Origin of the sequence: Acidovorax sp. LjRoot66, assembly GCF_964253305.1 — a bacterium.
Lineage (GTDB): Bacteria > Pseudomonadota > Gammaproteobacteria > Burkholderiales > Burkholderiaceae_C > Acidovorax.
In genome coordinates this window covers 4,079,893-4,096,677 of sequence record NZ_CAXUQU020000001.1, presented here as the reverse complement: position 1 = coordinate 4,096,677, position 16,785 = coordinate 4,079,893, and the positions used below count along the sequence as shown (strand labels likewise).

Below are 16,785 nucleotides of genomic sequence, written 5' to 3'. Positions count from 1 at the left end.
CGCGCTTTTTTCGGGGCTGATGAGGCGGTTTACTTCGCGGCAGTGGCGCTGGTCTCGACCGCGCTGGCCTCGGGAGTGACGCGGCGCGCCCCATCGAAGCGGCGCTGCCAGTACGAAACACGCATGTCTTCGACCCGGATTTCCGATCCACTGCGAGGAGAGTGAATGAATTTGCCATCACCCACGTAGATACCCACATGGCTGAAAGCACGGCGCATGGTGTTGAAGAACACCAGATCGCCGGGCTGCAGTTCCTTTTTGTCGATCACCGTGGTGGTGGCGGCCTGCTGGTCTGCGCGGCGGGGAAGCAAAAGGCCCACCGTCTGCTCGTACATGGCGCGGACGAAACCGCTGCAATCGAAGCCGGTCTCGGCACTGTTGCCGCCACGCTTGTAGCGGACGCCGAGGAAGCCCATCGCATTGCCCACCAGATCGGACGCCTTGTCCGCCACCGTGTGGGCCTTGTCGGCCACGGTGTGCTGCATGTCCTTGAGCTGGGACAGGAGCCCCTTGTCCATCAGTATTCGCTCCATGTCATCCGCTTGACCGGTGGATGGTGCAGCCTGTGCGCTGAAAGCGCAAGCCATGAGGAGGGTGCAAAACCATTTGGACATGGGGGCGAAGGGTACCACGCTAAATTGCCCGTTTTGTGAGGGAAGTCACGTATGCCTGCATGTGTGGGCTGGACTTGCCTTGTCCATTCCCTTATACCAGTGGGTTGCATGGAGCCCAGGTCCACCAAGGTTGACATGTATCTGACATCGAGATGCCGCATTCCTGCGCGCGCCGTGGGGTTTCTTGCTCTTTTTTCCGTAGCATCCGCAGGCGTGGGGATCGCCCATGCACAGGCGACCTCCGCCCCCGCCAAGGCTGTCACCTTGGCGTCAGTCGCCACCGGCCTTGTGAACCCGTGGGCCGTGGCGTTTCTGCCCGAAGGCCGGTTTCTGGTCACCGAACGGCCTGGCCGCATGCGGGTGGTGGAGGCCAATGGCCAGCTCGGCCCGGCGCTGGCGGGCCTGCCAAGCATTGCCGCGGGAGGGCAGGGCGGCCTGCTCGGCGTGGTGACAGACACCGACTTTGCGAAAAACCGCCGCATCTTCTTCTGCTACTCGGAGCCCGGCGCCGCGGGCACTTCAGACAACAGCACTGCGCTGGCACGGGCCACTCTGGCCCCGGACAACCGCTCGCTGCAGGACGTGAAGGTCATCTTCAGCCAGAAGCCCAAGGTGGCGAGCAACCTGCACTTTGGCTGCCGCATCGTGCAGGCGGGCGACGGCAACCTGTTTTTGGCCCTGGGCGAGCGCTACCACCGCAAGGACGATGCGCAAAAGCTCGACAACCACCACGGCAAGATCGTGCGCATCACGGCCGATGGCGCTGCGCCGGCCGACAACCCGTTTCGCGAGCGCGCAGGCGCCTTGCCCGAGATCTGGAGCTACGGCCACCGCAATGCCCAGGGTGCCACGCTGGCGCCGGACGGCAAGCTCTGGATGCACGAGCATGGCCCCCAGGGGGGTGACGAGATCAACCTGCCCCAGCCCGGTCGCAACTATGGATGGCCGCTGATCACTTATGGCGAGAACTACGGCGGTGGCAAGGTGGGCGAGGGCACGGCCAAGGCGGGCATGGAGCAGCCGCTGCACTACTGGGTGCCTTCCATCGCGCCCTCGGGCATGGCCTTCCTGACCAGCGACCGCTATGGCGCCGCCTGGCGCGGTAGCCTGTTCGTGGGCTCGCTCAAGTTCGGCACGCTGCACCGGCTCGAAGTGTCGGGCGGCAAAGTGCAGCGCGAGGAGAAGCTGCTGCAGGGCAACAACGAGCGCATTCGCGATGTGCGCCAGGGGCCCGATGGCTGGCTCTACCTGCTGACCGACAGCCCGCAGGGGCGCCTGCTGCGGCTGGCACCGGCGCCCTGAAGGTCCGCCCAGGGGTCTGGGGCTGCGACAATGGGGCATTCCCATTGAATTCTTGGTACACGCCATGCTGCTCGACGCCTCCGAATCCCAACTCGTCCTGGTGGATTACCAGGAACGCCTGATGCCCGCCATTGCCGAAGGCGCCGCCGTGCTGGCCAATGCCCGCCGCCTGGCGCAGATCGCGCAGCTGCTGGAGGTGCCGGTCTGGGGCACCGAGCAGAACCCCTCGCGCCTGGGACCCAATGACCCGGCGCTGCGCGCGCTGTGCGCCAAGACCCTGGCCAAGATGCATTTCAGTGCTGCCGAAGAAGGCCTGGGCGAATGGCTGCGCCCCCCCGCCAAGGCCCAGCAGGGCGGCAATGCGCGCAGCCTGCCCAAGCACCTGCAAAAGCCCGCCCAGCAGGCGCCGGAGCGCGGCACCATCGTGATAGCAGGCTGCGAGGCCCATGTCTGCCTGCTGCAGACCGCGCTGGACCTGATCGAGGACGAGTTTGAGGTCTGGGTGGTGACCGACGCCTGCGGCTCGCGCACCGACCGCAACCGCGATGCGGCCTTCGACCGCCTGGCCGGCGCAGGCGCCGAGCTGGTGACCACCGAGATGGTGGCCTTCGAATGGCTGGGCAGTTGCGAGCACCCTGATTTCAAGGACGTGCTGGCGCTGATCAAGTAAGAGACAGGCACAGGCGCACACCGTGTTCACCTTCGGCCGCGCCCATGAGGTCCAGCATGCGGTGCATTTCATCGGGTCGCCGGAAAAGGCTGCCCTGCTGGTGGCGGTGATCGATGCGGTTCATGACCTGCTCGAAGGGCAGGGCTCCGAAGAAGCGGTACTGGCCTGCCTGCGCACGGCGCTGGTCGAGGGCAAGTCGGGCACCTGGGAGTCGGCCGGCAGCTGGCTGCGCAAATTGGGTGCCGTGTATCCGGCCACCCAGCAGCTGTGGACCGAATTGGCGGCCCACCGCAGTGCCACGGTGCGGTTTCGGGTCGCCTGCGAAGTGGAGGACCTGGCCGAGCCTCTGCGGTCCGAGCTTGTGCGCCTGCTGCTGCAGGACCCGAGCAAGCGGGTGCGCGAGCGCCTGGAAGGGCAGACACCCTGAACATCGTTCGGTGCCTGCGTCAGCTTCCAGCAAGCCCGTCATGAATAATTATGAATTCAGAAATGCGCTCCCAACCGAGGAGTGCAGACGAGATGCAGGAGACACCGCATGACGCGCTACGCAGATTTCTACCGCCACTCCCTCGAGCAGCCTGATGCCTTCTGGGCCGAGCAGGCGAAACTCATCGACTGGCAGACGCCCCCACAGCAGATCTGCGACTACAGCAACCCGCCGTTTGCGCGCTGGTATGTGGGCGGCACCACCAACCTGTGCCACAACGCGGTGGACCGGCACCTGACAGCGCGGGCCGACCAACCGGCCTTGATCGCCATTTCCACCGAGACCGACAGCGAGCGCAGCTACAGCTTTGCCGAGCTGCATGCCGAGGTGCAGCGCATGGCGGCCGTGCTGCGTACGCTGGGCGTGAAGAAGGGCGACCGCGTGCTGATCTACATGCCGATGATCGCCGAGGCGGCGTTTGCCATGCTGGCCTGTGCGCGCATCGGTGCTTTGCATTCGGTGGTGTTCGGCGGCTTCGCCTCGGGCTCGCTGGCTTCGCGCATCGAGGATGCCGAGCCCGTGGCCGTGGTCAGCGCCGACGCCGGTTCGCGCGGCGGCAAGGTCGTGCCCTACAAGCCGCTGCTCGACGAGGCCATCGTCCAGTCGCGCCACAAGCCGGCCGCCGTGCTCATGGTCAACCGGGGCCTGGCACCCATGCAGCTGCACCCCGGCCGCGACCACGACTGGGCGGCACTGCGCGCGAAGCACCTGAACGCCGTCGTGCCCTGCGAATGGGTCGAATCCACCCACCCCAGCTACACCCTGTACACCAGCGGCACCACCGGCAAGCCCAAGGGCGTGCAGCGTGACACGGGCGGCTATGCGGTGGCCCTGGCGGCCAGCATGCGGCACATCTTCGACGCCAAGCCCGGCGACACCTATTTCGCCACCAGCGACATCGGCTGGGTGGTGGGCCACAGCTACATCGTCTACGGGCCGCTGATCGCCGGCATGGCCACCATCATGTACGAGGGCCTGCCCACGCGGCCCGATGCCGGGGTGTGGTGGAGCATCGTCGAGAAGTACCAGGTCACCCACATGTTCTCGGCCCCCACGGCCGTGCGCGTGCTCAAGAAGCAGGACGCGAGCTGGCTGCGCAAGTACGATGTATCGAGCCTCAAGGCCCTGTGGCTGGCCGGCGAGCCGCTGGACGAACCCACGGCGCAGTGGATCAGCGATGCGCTGCAGGTGCCCATCATCGACAACTACTGGCAGACCGAGACCGGCTGGCCCATCCTCACGCTGGCCAATGGCATCGAGCAGCAGACCACGCGCTTCGGCAGCCCCGGCAAGGCCATGTACGGCTATGCGGTGAAGCTGATCGACGAATCCACCGGGGAGGAGCTCACTGGTGCCAACCAGAAGGGCGTGGTCGCCATCGAAGGGCCGCTGCCGCCCGGCTGCATGCAGACGGTGTGGCGCGACGACGAACGTTTCGTCAACACCTACTGGAAGAGCATCCCCGGCAAGCTGATCTACAGCACCTTCGACTGGGGCATCCGCGATGCGGACGGCTACCACTTCATCCTGGGCCGCACCGACGACGTGATCAATGTCGCCGGCCACCGCCTGGGCACGCGCGAGATCGAGGAGAGCATCGCTTCGCACCCCAACATCGCCGAGGTGGCGGTGGTGGGCGTGGCCGATGCGCTCAAGGGCCAGGTGGCCATGGCCTTCGCCGTGGCGCGCGATGCCAGCGGGCTCGACGACCCGGCTGCGCGCCTGAAGCTCGAGGGCGAAGTCATGCAGCGCGTGGACCAGCAACTCGGTGCCGTGGCCCGGCCTTCGCGCGTGCACTTCGTGACCGTGCTGCCCAAGACGCGCAGCGGAAAGCTGCTGCGCCGTGCCCTGCAGGCCGTGGCCGAGCGGCGCGACCCGGGCGACCTGACCACCATGGAAGACCCGGCTGCGCTGCAGCAGGTGCGGGAACTGGTGGGGCAGGCAGGTTGAAGCTCAGCGGGCGGGCTTGATCTTGCCGCCCGCGCCGCGCACGCTGGTTTCGATGAGATCGCGCAGGTCCGCAGGCAGGTCGGCCACCGGCAGCGTGCTGAACTGGGCCCGCGAAAAAAGCAACAGCCATACGCGCTCGAACTGCCAGATCTCCTGGATGCTGGACCAGGGGAGGGTGGCCATGCTGGCCCCTGCCTGCAGCGTGAGGCTGTCCCCGTCCGCCCGCAGTGTGGCGCGCGGCGTTGCTCCCATGTCCCTGAGCTTGGTCATGGCATTGCGGTAGTGCACCCCATAGACCATGGCCGCCACCAGCGCGCAGATGGCCACCGATGCACCCAGGGCCCCCATTTGCCAGGACCGGTCGCCCCGTACCACCAGTGTTCCCAGCCACGCCGCCATCGCACCGATGACCAACAGCGTGCGCAGGCCCACGGACCGACGCCAGAAACAGAGGACTGCATGGCGGACCAGGTCGGGGGAGTAGTGCAAGGTGGTTTCCAGGGGCATGGCATGTACGGCATGGGCGATGGGCCGCAGTGTGCCATCGGTCGGCATGCCCGCAGGCGACGCTTCAGTGGGGCCGCGTTCGTTGCCACCCCGCCGGTGTCTGCCACTGGGCCGCCCAGTCCACGAATTGCTCCACGGCCATGGGCCGGGCAATGCAGTAGCCCTGGGCCTGGGCGCAGCCCAGCTGCTGCAGCATCTGGCCCTGCTCGATGGTTTCCACCCCCTCGGCGATCACGCGGTAGCCGAAGGAGCGGGCCAGGCCGATCACGCCCTGCACGATGGCCAGGTCGCCCGGGTCGCCCATCATGCCGTGCACGAAGCTCTGGTCGATCTTGAGCATGTCCATGGGCAGGCGGCGCAGGTAGGTCAGCGATGAATAGCCGGTGCCGAAGTCGTCGAGCGACACGGTGACGCCCAGCTCGCGCAGTTGCGTCAGCGTGGCGGCCACGGCGCTGATGTCGTAGAGCGCGGCACTCTCGGTGATCTCGATCTCCACCTGGCGCGGGTCGATGTCCGGGCGCTCGGCCAGCATGTGGGCCATCCAGTCGGCAAAGCCGGCATGCTGCAGGTGCAGGGCCGAGATGTTGATGCTCACCGGCAGGGCGAGGCCGTGGCCGTTCAGCCGCCTGAGCAGGGTCAGGGCGGCCTCGACCACCCATTGGCCAAAGCCGATCTCCAGCTCCGTGCCCTCCAGCAGCGGCAGAAAGGCGCCGGGCGGCAGCAGGCCGCGTTCGGGGTGTTGCCAGCGGGCCAGGGCCTCGGCACCCACCACGGCGCCGCTGCGCATGTCCACCTTGGGCTGCAGGTGCAGGATGAACTGCGCGCCCGCAATGGCATCCTGCAGATGCTTGCCTTGCTCGCGCTGCGCCACCAGGGCCCGCTCCTGCGCCGCATCGAACTGATGGAAGCGGTTGCGCCCGGCCTGCTTGGCCGCATACATGGCCTGGTCGGCATGGCGCAGCAGGGTGTCGGCGTCGGCCTCGTCCAGCGGGTACACGGTGTAGCCGATGCTGGCGGTGACCACCACCCGCTCGGTGTCCAGCGCGTAGGGAGCGGAGATGTTCTCCATCACCCGGCCCAGCATGCGCTCGCACTCGGCGGTGTCGGCCAGGTCGGGCAACAGCATCACGAACTCGTCGCCGCCCAGGCGGGCCACGCTGTCACCGGGGCGCAGGGCGCGCGAGAGCCGGCCCGCCACCATCACCAGCAGGCGGTCGCCCGCGCCATGGCCCAGGCGGTCGTTCACGGGCTTGAAACCGTCGAGGTCCAGGTAGCCCACCCCGAGCTGGGTGCCATGTTCGCGCGCCTGGTCCAGGCACTCCTGCAGCCTGCGCGCCAGCAGCACGCGGTTGGGCAGACCGGTGAGGGCGTCGAAGTGCGCCAGCTTGTGAAGAAGCACCTCCTGCTCGCGCTGGGGGGTCACGTCCAGCGCCACGCCCAGCATGCGCAGGGGCTGACCGTCGGCGTCGAAGCTCACGATCTTGCCCAGGTTGCGCACCCAGCGCGTGCCCTCGTGGGGGGCGGGTACTTTCCAGGTGGCATCGAAGGGCGTGGCCGGCCGTGCCGCGTGGCGCGCCACTTCGGCCGTGATGCGGTCGATGTCGTCCGCCGCCACCGCGCTGGTCCAGCGTACCGAAGTCTGCGCGATGGTGCCCGGCGTTCTGCCCTGCATGGTGGCCCAGCGGCTGTCACCGGTGATGGTGCCGCGCGCCATGTCCCAGTCCCACAGGCCCAGGGAAGCTGCGGAGATGGTGAGCGACAGCAGCTCCTCGCGCTCGCGGATCTGCTCTTCGTACCGCTTGCGGTCGGTGATGTCATGCACCGAGAACAGCCAGCAGGGTTCGCCGTCGAAATCGATGGCGCGCATGGACTGCAGCACGGTCAGCCGGGTGTTGGGCCGGCCATGCAGGGTCACCTCATGGCTGGCCTGTGGGCCCTTCTGTTCGAAGGCCTGCATCAGCTGTCGCCGGTCCTCTGCCGTGAAGATGCCCAGTTGTACGGCAGTCTGGCCCACGGCCTCCTCGCGTGGTATGCCCAGCAGGGCCTCCCAGGCCGGGTTCACGTCCAGGTACTGCCCATCGCTGCGGCGCGACAGGCCCATGGGAAAGGGCATGAGCTGAAAGATGCGCGAGAACCGCTCCTCGGACTGGCGCAGGCGCTCGTTGGCGCGCTTGGCTTCGTCGATGTCCTGCATCACCCCGCGCACGCGGGTGACACGGCCGTTTTCGACGACAGGCTCGCCGCGGGCGCGCACCCAGACCAACCGGCCATCGGTATGGTGCACTTCCAGCTCCATGCTCCACTCGGCGCGCTCGAGGATGCTGGCGCGAAAGTGGTTGCGCAGCGTCTCGCGGTAGGCGGGTGCCACCATGCGGTCGATGTAGTCGCTCGGCAGGGGCGAGCCGGGGGGCATGCCGTGGATGTCGAAGCACACGTCCGACCAATAGACCAGGCCCCGGCCGCGCACGTCCTCCCAGGCGCCCAGGCGTGCCAGCCGGCCGGCCTGCTGCAGGAGCCCGTTGAGTGCGCGCAACTCGTCGCTGGTGCGTTGGGCTTCGGTCATGTCGTGGAAAACGAAGACAAAACAGTCTTCCCCATCCACAAGCACGGACCGTGCCGACATCAGCCCCGGAATGCGCACTCCGCCCCGCTGCGCCACCAGGGGCAGCCGGTCCACCTGGCCGTGGCGCTGGAAGGCGTCCAGCAGGCGCTTGCGCTCCTCGTCGGTAGCCCAGATCCTGAGCTCGGTCGAGGTGCGGCCCAGCACCTGGTCATGCGGGACGCCCAGCAGCTCGCAGAACGCGGGATTCACGTCGATATAGCGGCCATCCGAGACACGGCTGATGCCCGCCGCATCGGGCAGCGTCTGGTAGAAGGAGGTGTATTTGGCCTCCGAGTCACGCAGCGCCTGCTGCGCTTCGCGGTTCGCGGAGATGTCCACGTCCATGCCGATCATGCGCAGTGGCCTGCCTTTGGCATCGCGCAGCGCCACCATGCCGCGCGACATCAGCCAGCGCCAGCGTCCGGCGGTATCGCGCACGCGGAACTCGGCTTCGTAGGACTCCTCCAGCCCATCCATGGCACGGGCCAGCCCTGCGGCGTTGCGCTCCCTGTCCACCGGGTGGCGCAGGTCGTACCAGCGTTGCCACAGGTCTGGCGCCGCGCGAACGTCGTCGGTGATGCCGAAGAGGTCGTAGAAACTGCCTTCGCAGCGGAACTGGCGCGTGTCCACGTCCCACTCCCAGCGGCCACCATTCAAGGATTCAAGGGCCATGCGCAACTGCTGCTCGCGCTGGCCGAGGGCGTGCAGGGCCGACGTAGTGGTCGCCAGCGACTGGGCCTTGCCGATCAGCAGCAGGCGGCAGGCGCCCAGCACCGCAATGCCGACGCCATGGTTCCAGGGCAGATTCGTCCACCAGTCCGCCCAGGCGAGGCCGGGTGCGGAGATGCCGGCCACCGTCTGAACGAACCCGCTGACCACGGGCAGTGTCAGTGCCAGGCCCAGCAATTCGCGCCAGCTGCTGCGCCCGCTGCGCAGCGCCAGTTGCCGCCACAAGGCCCCGGTGGCCCAGGCGCCGGCCAGCACCCAGGCGCCGACAAGCGAAGCTGAGCCCTGTATCCAGGTCCCTGCCAGCAGGGCCAGGCCTGCGGTGAGTGCGGTTGCCCGGGCGCCAAAGCACAGGGCCACAAAGGCCGTGGCCGTCGGGTAGACCACCATGCCGGGGCCCAGCGCCTGAAAATTGAGCATGCCCAGCATGGCCGCCGAGACGAGGCCGCCGGCCACGCCCGCCAGCCATTCGGTGCGCCGCGAAGGGGCCAGCACCTCCATGGGCGGCAGCAGGGCCAGCGCCAGAACGGCCAGCAGCAGGAGCAGGCTGCCCGCCAGCAGGGTGTTATGCGCCATGGTGCCCGCGGCCCGGTGTGTTTGCACGCAGGCTTGCGCCCGCCGCCTTGTGGGTGGCGTCAGGCTTGCACGGCGATCCCGTGGCATGTGAAAGCGTGCCGAAAACCGACGCAACAAAGACCATGCATCGAGTTTAGGGCCGTTCCGGGGCCTCCAAGGCGGGGCCGCGCGTCCTGACAAGCCCGGTTGACAACAGCGTGCCGGTGACGATCACGAGTGCGCAGCCCACCGTCCACACGGTGATGCGCTCCTCAAGGAACAGGGCACCGTAGAGCAGGGCGAACACCGGGGTCAGGAATGTCACCGCCAGAGCCCGGCTCGGACCGGCATGGGCGATCAGCCGAAAATACAGGATGTAGGCAATGCCTGTGCACAGCACGGCGATGGCGACGATGGCGCCCCAGGCGCGGGGTCCTGGCATCTGCGCAGGCCACAGCCAGAGGGTGGGCAGTGCCAGCCCGAGCGCCGCACCCAGCTGGCTGCCCGTGGCGATGGCCAGTGGCGGGATGCCCACCAGGCGGGTGCGCGCAAAGCTGGCCGCCAGCCCATAGAACGCCGACGCCAGCAGGCAGGCGCCGATGGCCCACAGCGCCTGCTCGGTCTTGAAGCCCGTGCCCGCCGGGGCCTTCCATGCCAGCAGTGCGACCCCGAGAAATCCCAGCGCCAGCCCGACCCAGCGCAGGCGGCCGATGCGGTCGCCCAGCCACAGCCAGGCGATCAGCGCACCAAACAGGGGCACGGTGGCATTCAGGATGGAACTGAGCCCGGTGGCGATGTGCAGCACCGCCCAGGAGAACAGCGCGAACGGGATGGCCGAGTTGATGATGCCGGCCACCACGATGGGCCGCCAGTGGCGGCGCAAGGCGGGCCAATGGCCTTGGCGCAGCATGATGGGCCACAGGAAGACGGTGGCCAGGGCAACGCGCAGCCCGGCCGTGGGCAGAGGCCCGAACTCCGAGGCGCCCATGCGCATGAACAGAAAGGACGCTCCCCAAAGCGAGGCCAGCAGCACGAACTCGCCGATCCATGCGGAGACGGGTTTGGATCCGCAATCGCTCATGCCGCCAGCGGGCGCGCGCCCTCGATGGCCAGCAGGGCGTCCTTGCGGTCCAGGCCACCGGCATACCCGGTCAGGCTGCCGTCGGCGCCCAGCACCCGGTGGCAGGGCACGATGACGCTCACGGGATTGCGCCCGACGGCGGCGCCCACGGCCCGCACCGCGCGCGGGCGGCCCAGGTCCTGGCTCAGGGCACCATAGGTGGTGGTGGCGCCGCAGGCGATGGCCAGCAGCGCGCGCCATACCTCCTGCTGAAAGGGCGTGCCGCCCGACAGGTCCAGCGGCAGGTCGAAGCCCCTGCGCTTGCCGTGCAGAAACTGCTGCAGCTGCGTGGCGGCTTCCAGCATCAGGGCATGGCCGGGCGCTTCGGGCCAAGCGCCGGGCCCGTCCAGCAAGGCGGTGGGCTGGTGCCGCTGGCCGTCGAACCAAAGGCCGACCAGGCCCTGGGGGGAGGCAGCCAGGCGCACCGGGCCGAGCGGAGAAGGGGTGCGCGATTGCACCGTGGCAGGATGGAATTGCATGGGAGGGGCTGATTCAGAGGGTTTTTTGCGCGGCAGCGCCGGGCAGGGGTAGCTCCGCCCAGGCGCGCAGCACGGCATAGCTGCGCCACGGGCGCCAGGCCGCCGATGCCTCGGTAGCGGCGCGGGCCGGGTTTTTCTGGCCCTGCACGCCCAGGGCCTTGTGCAATGCCACGTCGCCCGCCGGGAAGGCATCGGGCCAGCGCAGCACGCGCATGGCGATGTACTGCGCGGTCCAGTCGCCGATGCCGGGCAGGGCGCACAGGGCCGCCGTGGTGGCTGCCACATCGGCACCGGCATGCAGGGCCAGGGCCCCGCTGTCCACCGCCTGCGCCAGCGCCACGATGGCCGCCTGGCGCTGGCGCACGATGCCCATCTGCCCGAGCACGTCGCCTTCGGCGCGGGCCAGCACGGAGGGGGGCGGGAACAGCCGGCTCAGCTCGGGCCACGGTGTCTCGAGGGGCTCGCCCAGGCGCTCCACCAGCCGCTGGCCCAGCGTGCGGGCGGCGGCCACGGTGATCTGCTGGCCCAGCACGGCGCGCACGGCCAGCTCGAAGCCATCGAAGGCGCCGGGCACACGCAGGCCGTCGCCGTCGGGGAAGCGCCCGTGCAGCACCGCGTTGATGGCGCTGGGCTCGGCATCAAGGTCCAGCATGGCACGCACCCGGGCGATCACCACGGGCAGCACCGGGTAGAGGCTGTCGCTGGTCTGCAGCAGCACCTGGTGGCGGGTGGTGTCGAAGCGGGCGCTGAGCCAGCCGGTGGCTTCCAGCCCGCCGGTCACGGCGGGGGCCAGGCGCACCGTGCGGCGCAGGGCGGGGGCGCCGTCGCCCTCCTGCTGCACCCATTCCACCCCCAGAAAGCGACGGCGCTCGAAGAAAGTCAGCAACGCCGCCACATCAAGCGGCGGGCGGTAGGCCAGGCGCAGCGTGCCGGTGCTGCCGGCCCCTTCTACGCTGCCGCTCTTGCGCAACTGGGTGGGGTTGAGCCCGTAGTGTTCTGCAAACGCGGTGTTGAAGCGGCGTACGCTGCCAAAGCCGCTGGACAGCGCCACCTGGGTGATGGGCAGGGGGGTATCGGTCAGCAACTGCTTGGCGGTGAGCAGGCGCCGCGTCTGCAGGTACTGCAACGGGGAGACGCCCAGGGCCGCCTCGAAGATGCGGCGCAGGTGCCGGTCGCTCACGCCCAGGCGCTCGGCCAGCCGGGCGACGGTGGCCCCCTGGGTGTTGTCCCGGGCCCAGCCTTCAGGAGCGTCGAGCAGGCGCACGGCCTGCTGCACCAGGATGCCCGAGGCGTCCTGCACCGACCAGGCCAGGGACTGCGGCGCCATCTCGGGCCGGCAGCGCAGGCAGGGTCGAAAACCCGCACTTTCGGCCTGGGCTGCCATGGCAAAGAAGCGGCAGTTCTCGCGCCGGGGCGTGCGCACCGAGCAGACCGGGCGGCAGTAGATGCCGGTGGACGTCACGCCTGTGAAAAAGCGCCCGTCGAAGCGGGCATCGCGGGTCTGCAGAGCCAGGTAGCGGCCCTCGTCCTCCACCGCTGGAGCGGCAGCGGTGGGCGACGGGCCGAGGGGGCTGAGAGGGGTGGGCATGGCTGGAATGATAGGCCCCGCCTACAAGCAGTCTGGCCGTTTTCGGACATGTGCCTCCAAGCGCTCTGGTCTACCGTTGAGGGGCATCCCCGGCGCAGCATGGGGTGCCCCCTACAATCCAGCGCACCGTTCCAACGCTCACAGCAAAGGCCCCCCACGTGCAACCCACGCCTGCCATTTTTAAAGCCTATGACATCCGCGGCATCGTGCCGTCGACCCTGAACGAAGAAGTCGCTCTGGGCCTGGGCCGCGCCTTTGGCACGGCAGCCCGCGCCGAAGGCCAGACGGCTGTGGCCGTGGGCCGCGACGGCCGCCTGTCCGGCCCGGCCATGTCGGCTGCGCTGATCCAGGGGCTGGTGGAGGCGGGCATTGAAGTGATCGACGTGGGCATGGTCACCACGCCCCTCTTGTATTTCGCGGCCAGCACACTGTGCGCCAGCGGCATCCAGGTCACCGGCAGCCACAACCCGCGCGACTACAACGGCTTCAAGATGGTGCTCAACGGCCGCGCCATCTATGGCGAGGAGATCCAGTCCCTGCGCCGCACCATGGAAGAAGAGAGTTGGCAGCTTGCGCCCGGTGGCAGCGTGCGCCATGTGGACGTGCTGCCCGCCTACCGCGAGCGCATCATCGGCGATGTGAAGCTGGCCCGCCCCCTGAAGATCGTGGTCGACTGCGGCAACGGCATTGCTGGCGCCACCGCCCCGGGCATCTTCCGCGCCCTGGGCTGCGAGGTGATCGAGCTGTTTTCCGAGGTGGACGGCAATTTCCCCAACCACCACCCCGACCCGAGCAAGCCCGAGAACCTTCGCGACCTGATCGCCGCGCTGCAGGGCAGCGATGCCGAGCTGGGCCTGGCCTTCGACGGCGATGGCGACCGCCTGGGCATCGTCACACGCGACGGCGTCAACATCTTCCCCGACCGGCAGATGATGCTGTTCGCCCAGGACGTGCTCTCGCGCGTGCCCGGTGGCAACATCCTGTTCGACGTGAAATGCACCCAGCGCCTGGCGCCGGCGATTGCCGCCGCGGGCGGCGTGCCGGTGATGTTCAAGACCGGGCACTCGCTGATCAAGGCGCGCATGAAGGAGCTCGACTCGCCCCTGGGCGGCGAGATGAGCGGCCACATCTTCTTCAAGGAGCGCTGGTACGGCTTTGACGACGGCACCTACGCCGGCTGCCGCCTGCTCGAAATCCTGAGCCGCAGCGCCGACCCGAGCGCCGTGCTCAATGCCCTGCCCACGAGTTTCTCGACCCCCGAGCTCAACGTGGCCTGCGCCGAGGGCGAGCCGCACCGCCTCACGGCCGAGCTGCAGGCCCTGGCGGCCGGCAGCTTCAGTGAACCTGCCAAGGTCAACACCATCGACGGCCTGCGCGTGGACTGGCCGGACGGCTTTGGCCTGATCCGCGCCAGCAACACCACGCCGGTTCTGGTGCTGCGCTTCGAGGGCCATACCGAGGAGGCGCTGGCGCGCATCGAGGCGGCCATGCTGGCGCTGCTGCACCGGGTCAAGCCCGACGCGAAGCTGGGCGCGGCTGCCCACTGATTTCCAGGCCCGATCCCATTTTTTCGAACGCGTTCTCCTTGACCACGCCCATGCCTTCCTTGCTGTGCATCGCCGCAGCGCAGTCGATTTCCGCTCCCGGTGAAGTACGGGCCAATGTGCAGGGGCACCTGTCCATGGTGCACGAAGCAGCCCGCCATGGCGTGCAGCTGCTGGTGTTTCCCGAGCTGTCGCTCACCGGCTATGAGCCTGCACTGGTGGCCGGCCTGGTGCTGGATGCGGACGATGCCCTGCTCGCGCCCCTGCGCGACGCCGCCCGCGCCACCGGCATGGCGCTGGTGGTGGGCGCACCCGTGGCCCCGGTGGTGGCGGGCGACAAGCCGGCCATCGGCGCCTGGGTGTTCGGTGCCGATGGCAGTGCTGCCCTGTACCGCAAGCGCTACCTGCACCCTGGCGAAGAGCAGTTTGCCAGTGCGGGCAGCGAAGATGTCCACCTGCGCACGCTCGCGGGCCAGCCCACGGCGCTGGCCGTGTGTGCCGATACCACGCACCCTGAACATGCCCTGGCGGCACGCCATGGCGGGGCGGCCCTGTATGCCTGCGGTTCGGTGATCTCCGAGGGCGGGTATGCCAGGGATTCCAGCCAGTTGCAGGGCTACGCGGCCGACCTGGGCCTGGCCGTGCTCATGGCCAACCATGGCGCGCCTACGGGGGGCTACACCTGTGCAGGCCGCAGCGCCTTCTGGGCGCCCGGGGGCGAGGCCTTCGTGGCCGCACCGGGGGCAGGGGCCTGCCTGGTCATCGCCTCCCGCCAGGGCCTGGCATGGCAGGGCCGCGTGGTCGACGTCGTCGCGCAATGATACCCCGGATGACCACCGCACGCGCCCTGTATTCCATGGTCACCTGGGCGGCCCAGCCCCTGCTGCGGCGCAAGCTGCGCCGCCGCGCCGCTGCCGAGCCCGGCTATGCCGTAGCCGTGGGTGAGCGCTTTGGCCGCTACCCGCAGCCCATCGACAGCCTGGTGCTGCACAGCAGCACCGACCCCCTGGGCCAGTTCGTCTGGATCCATGCCGTGTCGCTGGGCGAGACACGCGCAGCGGCCATTTTGCTGACCGAGTTGCGTGCCCAGTTGCCCGGCATGCGCCTGCTGCTCACCCATGGCACCGCCACCGGCCGTGCCGAGGGGGAAAAGCTGCTGCAGGCGGGTGACGTGCAGGTGTGGCAGCCTTGGGACACCCAGGGGGCCGTGCTGCGCTTTTTGCGCCAGTTCCGCCCGGCCATCGGCATCCTGATGGAGACCGAGGTCTGGCCCAATCTCGTGGCCGCCTGCCGGCAGCGTGGTGTGCCGCTGGTGCTGGCCAACGCCCGTTTCAACGAACACTCGCTGCGCAAGGCCCGGCGCGTGTCTCCGCTGGCGCGCCCGGCCTATGCCGCGCTGACCGCCGTGTACGCCCAGACTGAGGACGACGCCGAGCGCCTGCACGCCATCGGCGCGCAGGTGCATGGGGTGTTCGGCAACCTCAAGTTCGACGTGGTGCCCGATGCGGCGCAATTGGAGCTGGGGCGTGCCTGGCGCGTGCAGGCCCTGCGCCCGGTGGCCATGCTGGCCAGCAGCCGCGAAGGCGAAGAGGCGCTGTGGCTGGAAGCGGTGCGCGCCTGGATCACCTCCCGCGCAGATGCGGCGCAACCCGTGCAATGGCTGGTCGTGCCCCGGCATCCGCAGCGCTTCGATGAAGTGCAGCAACTCCTTCAGGGCGCCGGCCTCACGGTGTCGCGGCGCAGCACCTGGAGCCTGCAACCCGAACCGGCGGACGTGTGGCTGGGCGACTCGCTGGGCGAGATGTCCCTGTACTACGGCATGGCCGACGTGGCGTTGCTGGGCGGCAGCTTCGCCCCCCTGGGCGGACAGAACCTGATCGAGGCCGCCGCCTGCGGCTGCCCCGTGGTGCTGGGCCCGCACACCTTCAATTTTGCGGAGGCCGCCGAACTGGCCTGTGCCGCCGGGGCGGCGCAGCGCGTGCCCGACCTCACGGCCGGGGTGGCGCAAGCCATGCAACTGGCGCGCGACCCCGCGCAGCAGGCGGCTGCCAGCGAGCGAGCGATCCGCTTTGCACGCCAGCACCGGGGTGCCGCCCGCGCCACGGTGCGGGAGTTGCTGCAACTGGTGCGCCAGCGCACGGTGGGGCGGCACGAAGAAGACGTCGATGCCTGAGCCGCAGCCGTCTCCGCCGCACATCCGCACGGCGGTGGCGGCCGACGCGCCGGCCATCGCTGGCTTGATGGGGCAATTGGGCTACGAGGCCAATGAGGCGCTGATCGTCCGCAAGCTCGCGATCCTCGTCGCGAATGCCTGTGACAGCGTGCTGCTGGCCGAGGTCGATGGCTGTGTGGCCGGCGTCATCAGCCTGCACGTGATGGAGCTTTTCCACGCCGAAGGCCGCATCGGCCGCATCACCTCGCTGGTGGTCGATGCCGGGCACCGGGGCCGCGGGGTAGGGGAGGCACTGGTCGCCGCAGCCGACCGCTCCTTCACCGGACAGGGCTGCGTGCGCGCCGAAGTGACCAGCGGCGACCACCGGCCTGCAGCGCATGCCTTCTATGCGGCGCAGGGCTACGCGCCGGATGAGCGGCGCTTTCTCAAACGCTATGCCGGCTTGAGCGCCCAGGAATCTGGCTGACC

Annotated in this window: 14 protein-coding genes; 8 read left to right on the top strand and 6 right to left on the bottom strand. The window is 68.9% G+C overall.

What is annotated here, in order from left to right:
- Window positions 1–29: 29 nt before the first annotated feature.
- Window positions 30–614, bottom strand: a complete 585-nt coding sequence (locus tag ACSQ3Y_RS19215; protein ID WP_179684204.1) for a C40 family peptidase — start codon at window positions 612–614, stop codon at window positions 30–32.
- Between the two features lie 135 nt (window positions 615–749).
- Between ACSQ3Y_RS19215 and ACSQ3Y_RS19210 the strand changes: the two genes are divergently transcribed.
- The 4 genes from ACSQ3Y_RS19210 to ACSQ3Y_RS19195 all read left to right on the top strand — a co-directional run bounded on the left by ACSQ3Y_RS19210 (window position 750) and on the right by ACSQ3Y_RS19195 (window position 5,023).
- Window positions 750–1,916, top strand: coding sequence for a PQQ-dependent sugar dehydrogenase (locus tag ACSQ3Y_RS19210; protein WP_436178505.1), 1,167 nt, complete (start codon window positions 750–752; stop codon window positions 1,914–1,916).
- A gap of 64 nt (window positions 1,917–1,980) precedes the next feature.
- A complete protein-coding gene (locus ACSQ3Y_RS19205; RefSeq protein ID WP_179680355.1) occupies window positions 1,981–2,586 on the top strand; it encodes an isochorismatase family protein in 606 nt (201 codons plus the stop codon).
- Window positions 2,587–2,608: 22 nt separating this feature from the next.
- A complete protein-coding gene (locus ACSQ3Y_RS19200) occupies window positions 2,609–3,013 on the top strand; it encodes a hypothetical protein (RefSeq protein WP_436178504.1) in 405 nt (134 codons plus the stop codon).
- 81 nt (window positions 3,014–3,094) lie between these two features.
- Window positions 3,095–5,023, top strand: a complete 1,929-nt coding sequence (locus ACSQ3Y_RS19195) for a propionate--CoA ligase (RefSeq protein WP_436178503.1) — start codon at window positions 3,095–3,097, stop codon at window positions 5,021–5,023.
- Between the two features lie 3 nt (window positions 5,024–5,026).
- On the opposite strand, the gene ACSQ3Y_RS19190 is transcribed toward ACSQ3Y_RS19195, so the two are convergent.
- From ACSQ3Y_RS19190 to ACSQ3Y_RS19170, 5 genes are all read right to left on the bottom strand, one after another.
- Window positions 5,027–5,530 (bottom strand): YcxB family protein, encoded by a 504-nt coding sequence (locus ACSQ3Y_RS19190; protein ID WP_436178502.1) that lies wholly within the window; start codon window positions 5,528–5,530, stop codon window positions 5,027–5,029.
- A 64-nt stretch (window positions 5,531–5,594) separates the two neighbouring features.
- Window positions 5,595–9,434, bottom strand: coding sequence for a sensor domain-containing protein (locus ACSQ3Y_RS19185; RefSeq protein WP_436178501.1), 3,840 nt, complete (start codon window positions 9,432–9,434; stop codon window positions 5,595–5,597).
- 133 nt (window positions 9,435–9,567) lie between these two features.
- The gene (locus ACSQ3Y_RS19180) at window positions 9,568–10,494 is read right to left on the bottom strand and encodes a DMT family transporter (RefSeq protein WP_436178500.1); all 927 of its coding nucleotides are present in this window, start codon (window positions 10,492–10,494) and stop codon (window positions 9,568–9,570) included.
- Window positions 10,491–11,012, bottom strand: a complete 522-nt coding sequence (locus ACSQ3Y_RS19175; RefSeq protein ID WP_436178499.1) for a methylated-DNA--[protein]-cysteine S-methyltransferase — start codon at window positions 11,010–11,012, stop codon at window positions 10,491–10,493. The genes ACSQ3Y_RS19180 and ACSQ3Y_RS19175 overlap by 4 nt, the downstream gene beginning before the upstream one ends.
- Window positions 11,013–11,025: 13 nt before the next feature.
- The gene (locus ACSQ3Y_RS19170) at window positions 11,026–12,600 is read right to left on the bottom strand and encodes a DNA-3-methyladenine glycosylase 2 family protein (RefSeq protein ID WP_436178498.1); all 1,575 of its coding nucleotides are present in this window, start codon (window positions 12,598–12,600) and stop codon (window positions 11,026–11,028) included.
- Between the two features lie 158 nt (window positions 12,601–12,758).
- Here ACSQ3Y_RS19170 and ACSQ3Y_RS19165 point away from each other — a divergent pair, with 158 nt between their 5' ends.
- The 4 genes from ACSQ3Y_RS19165 to ACSQ3Y_RS19150 are packed head-to-tail and all read left to right on the top strand — an operon-like array spanning window position 12,759 to window position 16,783.
- A complete protein-coding gene (locus tag ACSQ3Y_RS19165) occupies window positions 12,759–14,147 on the top strand; it encodes a phosphomannomutase/phosphoglucomutase (protein ID WP_436178497.1) in 1,389 nt (462 codons plus the stop codon).
- Between the two features lie 50 nt (window positions 14,148–14,197).
- Window positions 14,198–14,965 carry a carbon-nitrogen hydrolase family protein gene (locus ACSQ3Y_RS19160; RefSeq protein ID WP_436178496.1) on the top strand — a complete coding sequence of 256 codons (768 nt, stop codon included), beginning with the start codon at window positions 14,198–14,200 and terminating at the stop codon, window positions 14,963–14,965.
- Window positions 14,966–14,973: 8 nt separating this feature from the next.
- Complete coding sequence (locus tag ACSQ3Y_RS19155) at window positions 14,974–16,317, top strand: 3-deoxy-D-manno-octulosonic acid transferase (protein WP_436178495.1); 1,344 nt, start codon at window positions 14,974–14,976, stop codon at window positions 16,315–16,317.
- A complete protein-coding gene (locus ACSQ3Y_RS19150) occupies window positions 16,310–16,783 on the top strand; it encodes a GNAT family N-acetyltransferase (RefSeq protein WP_436178494.1) in 474 nt (157 codons plus the stop codon). The genes ACSQ3Y_RS19155 and ACSQ3Y_RS19150 overlap by 8 nt, the downstream gene beginning before the upstream one ends.
- Window positions 16,784–16,785: the final 2 nt, after the last annotated feature.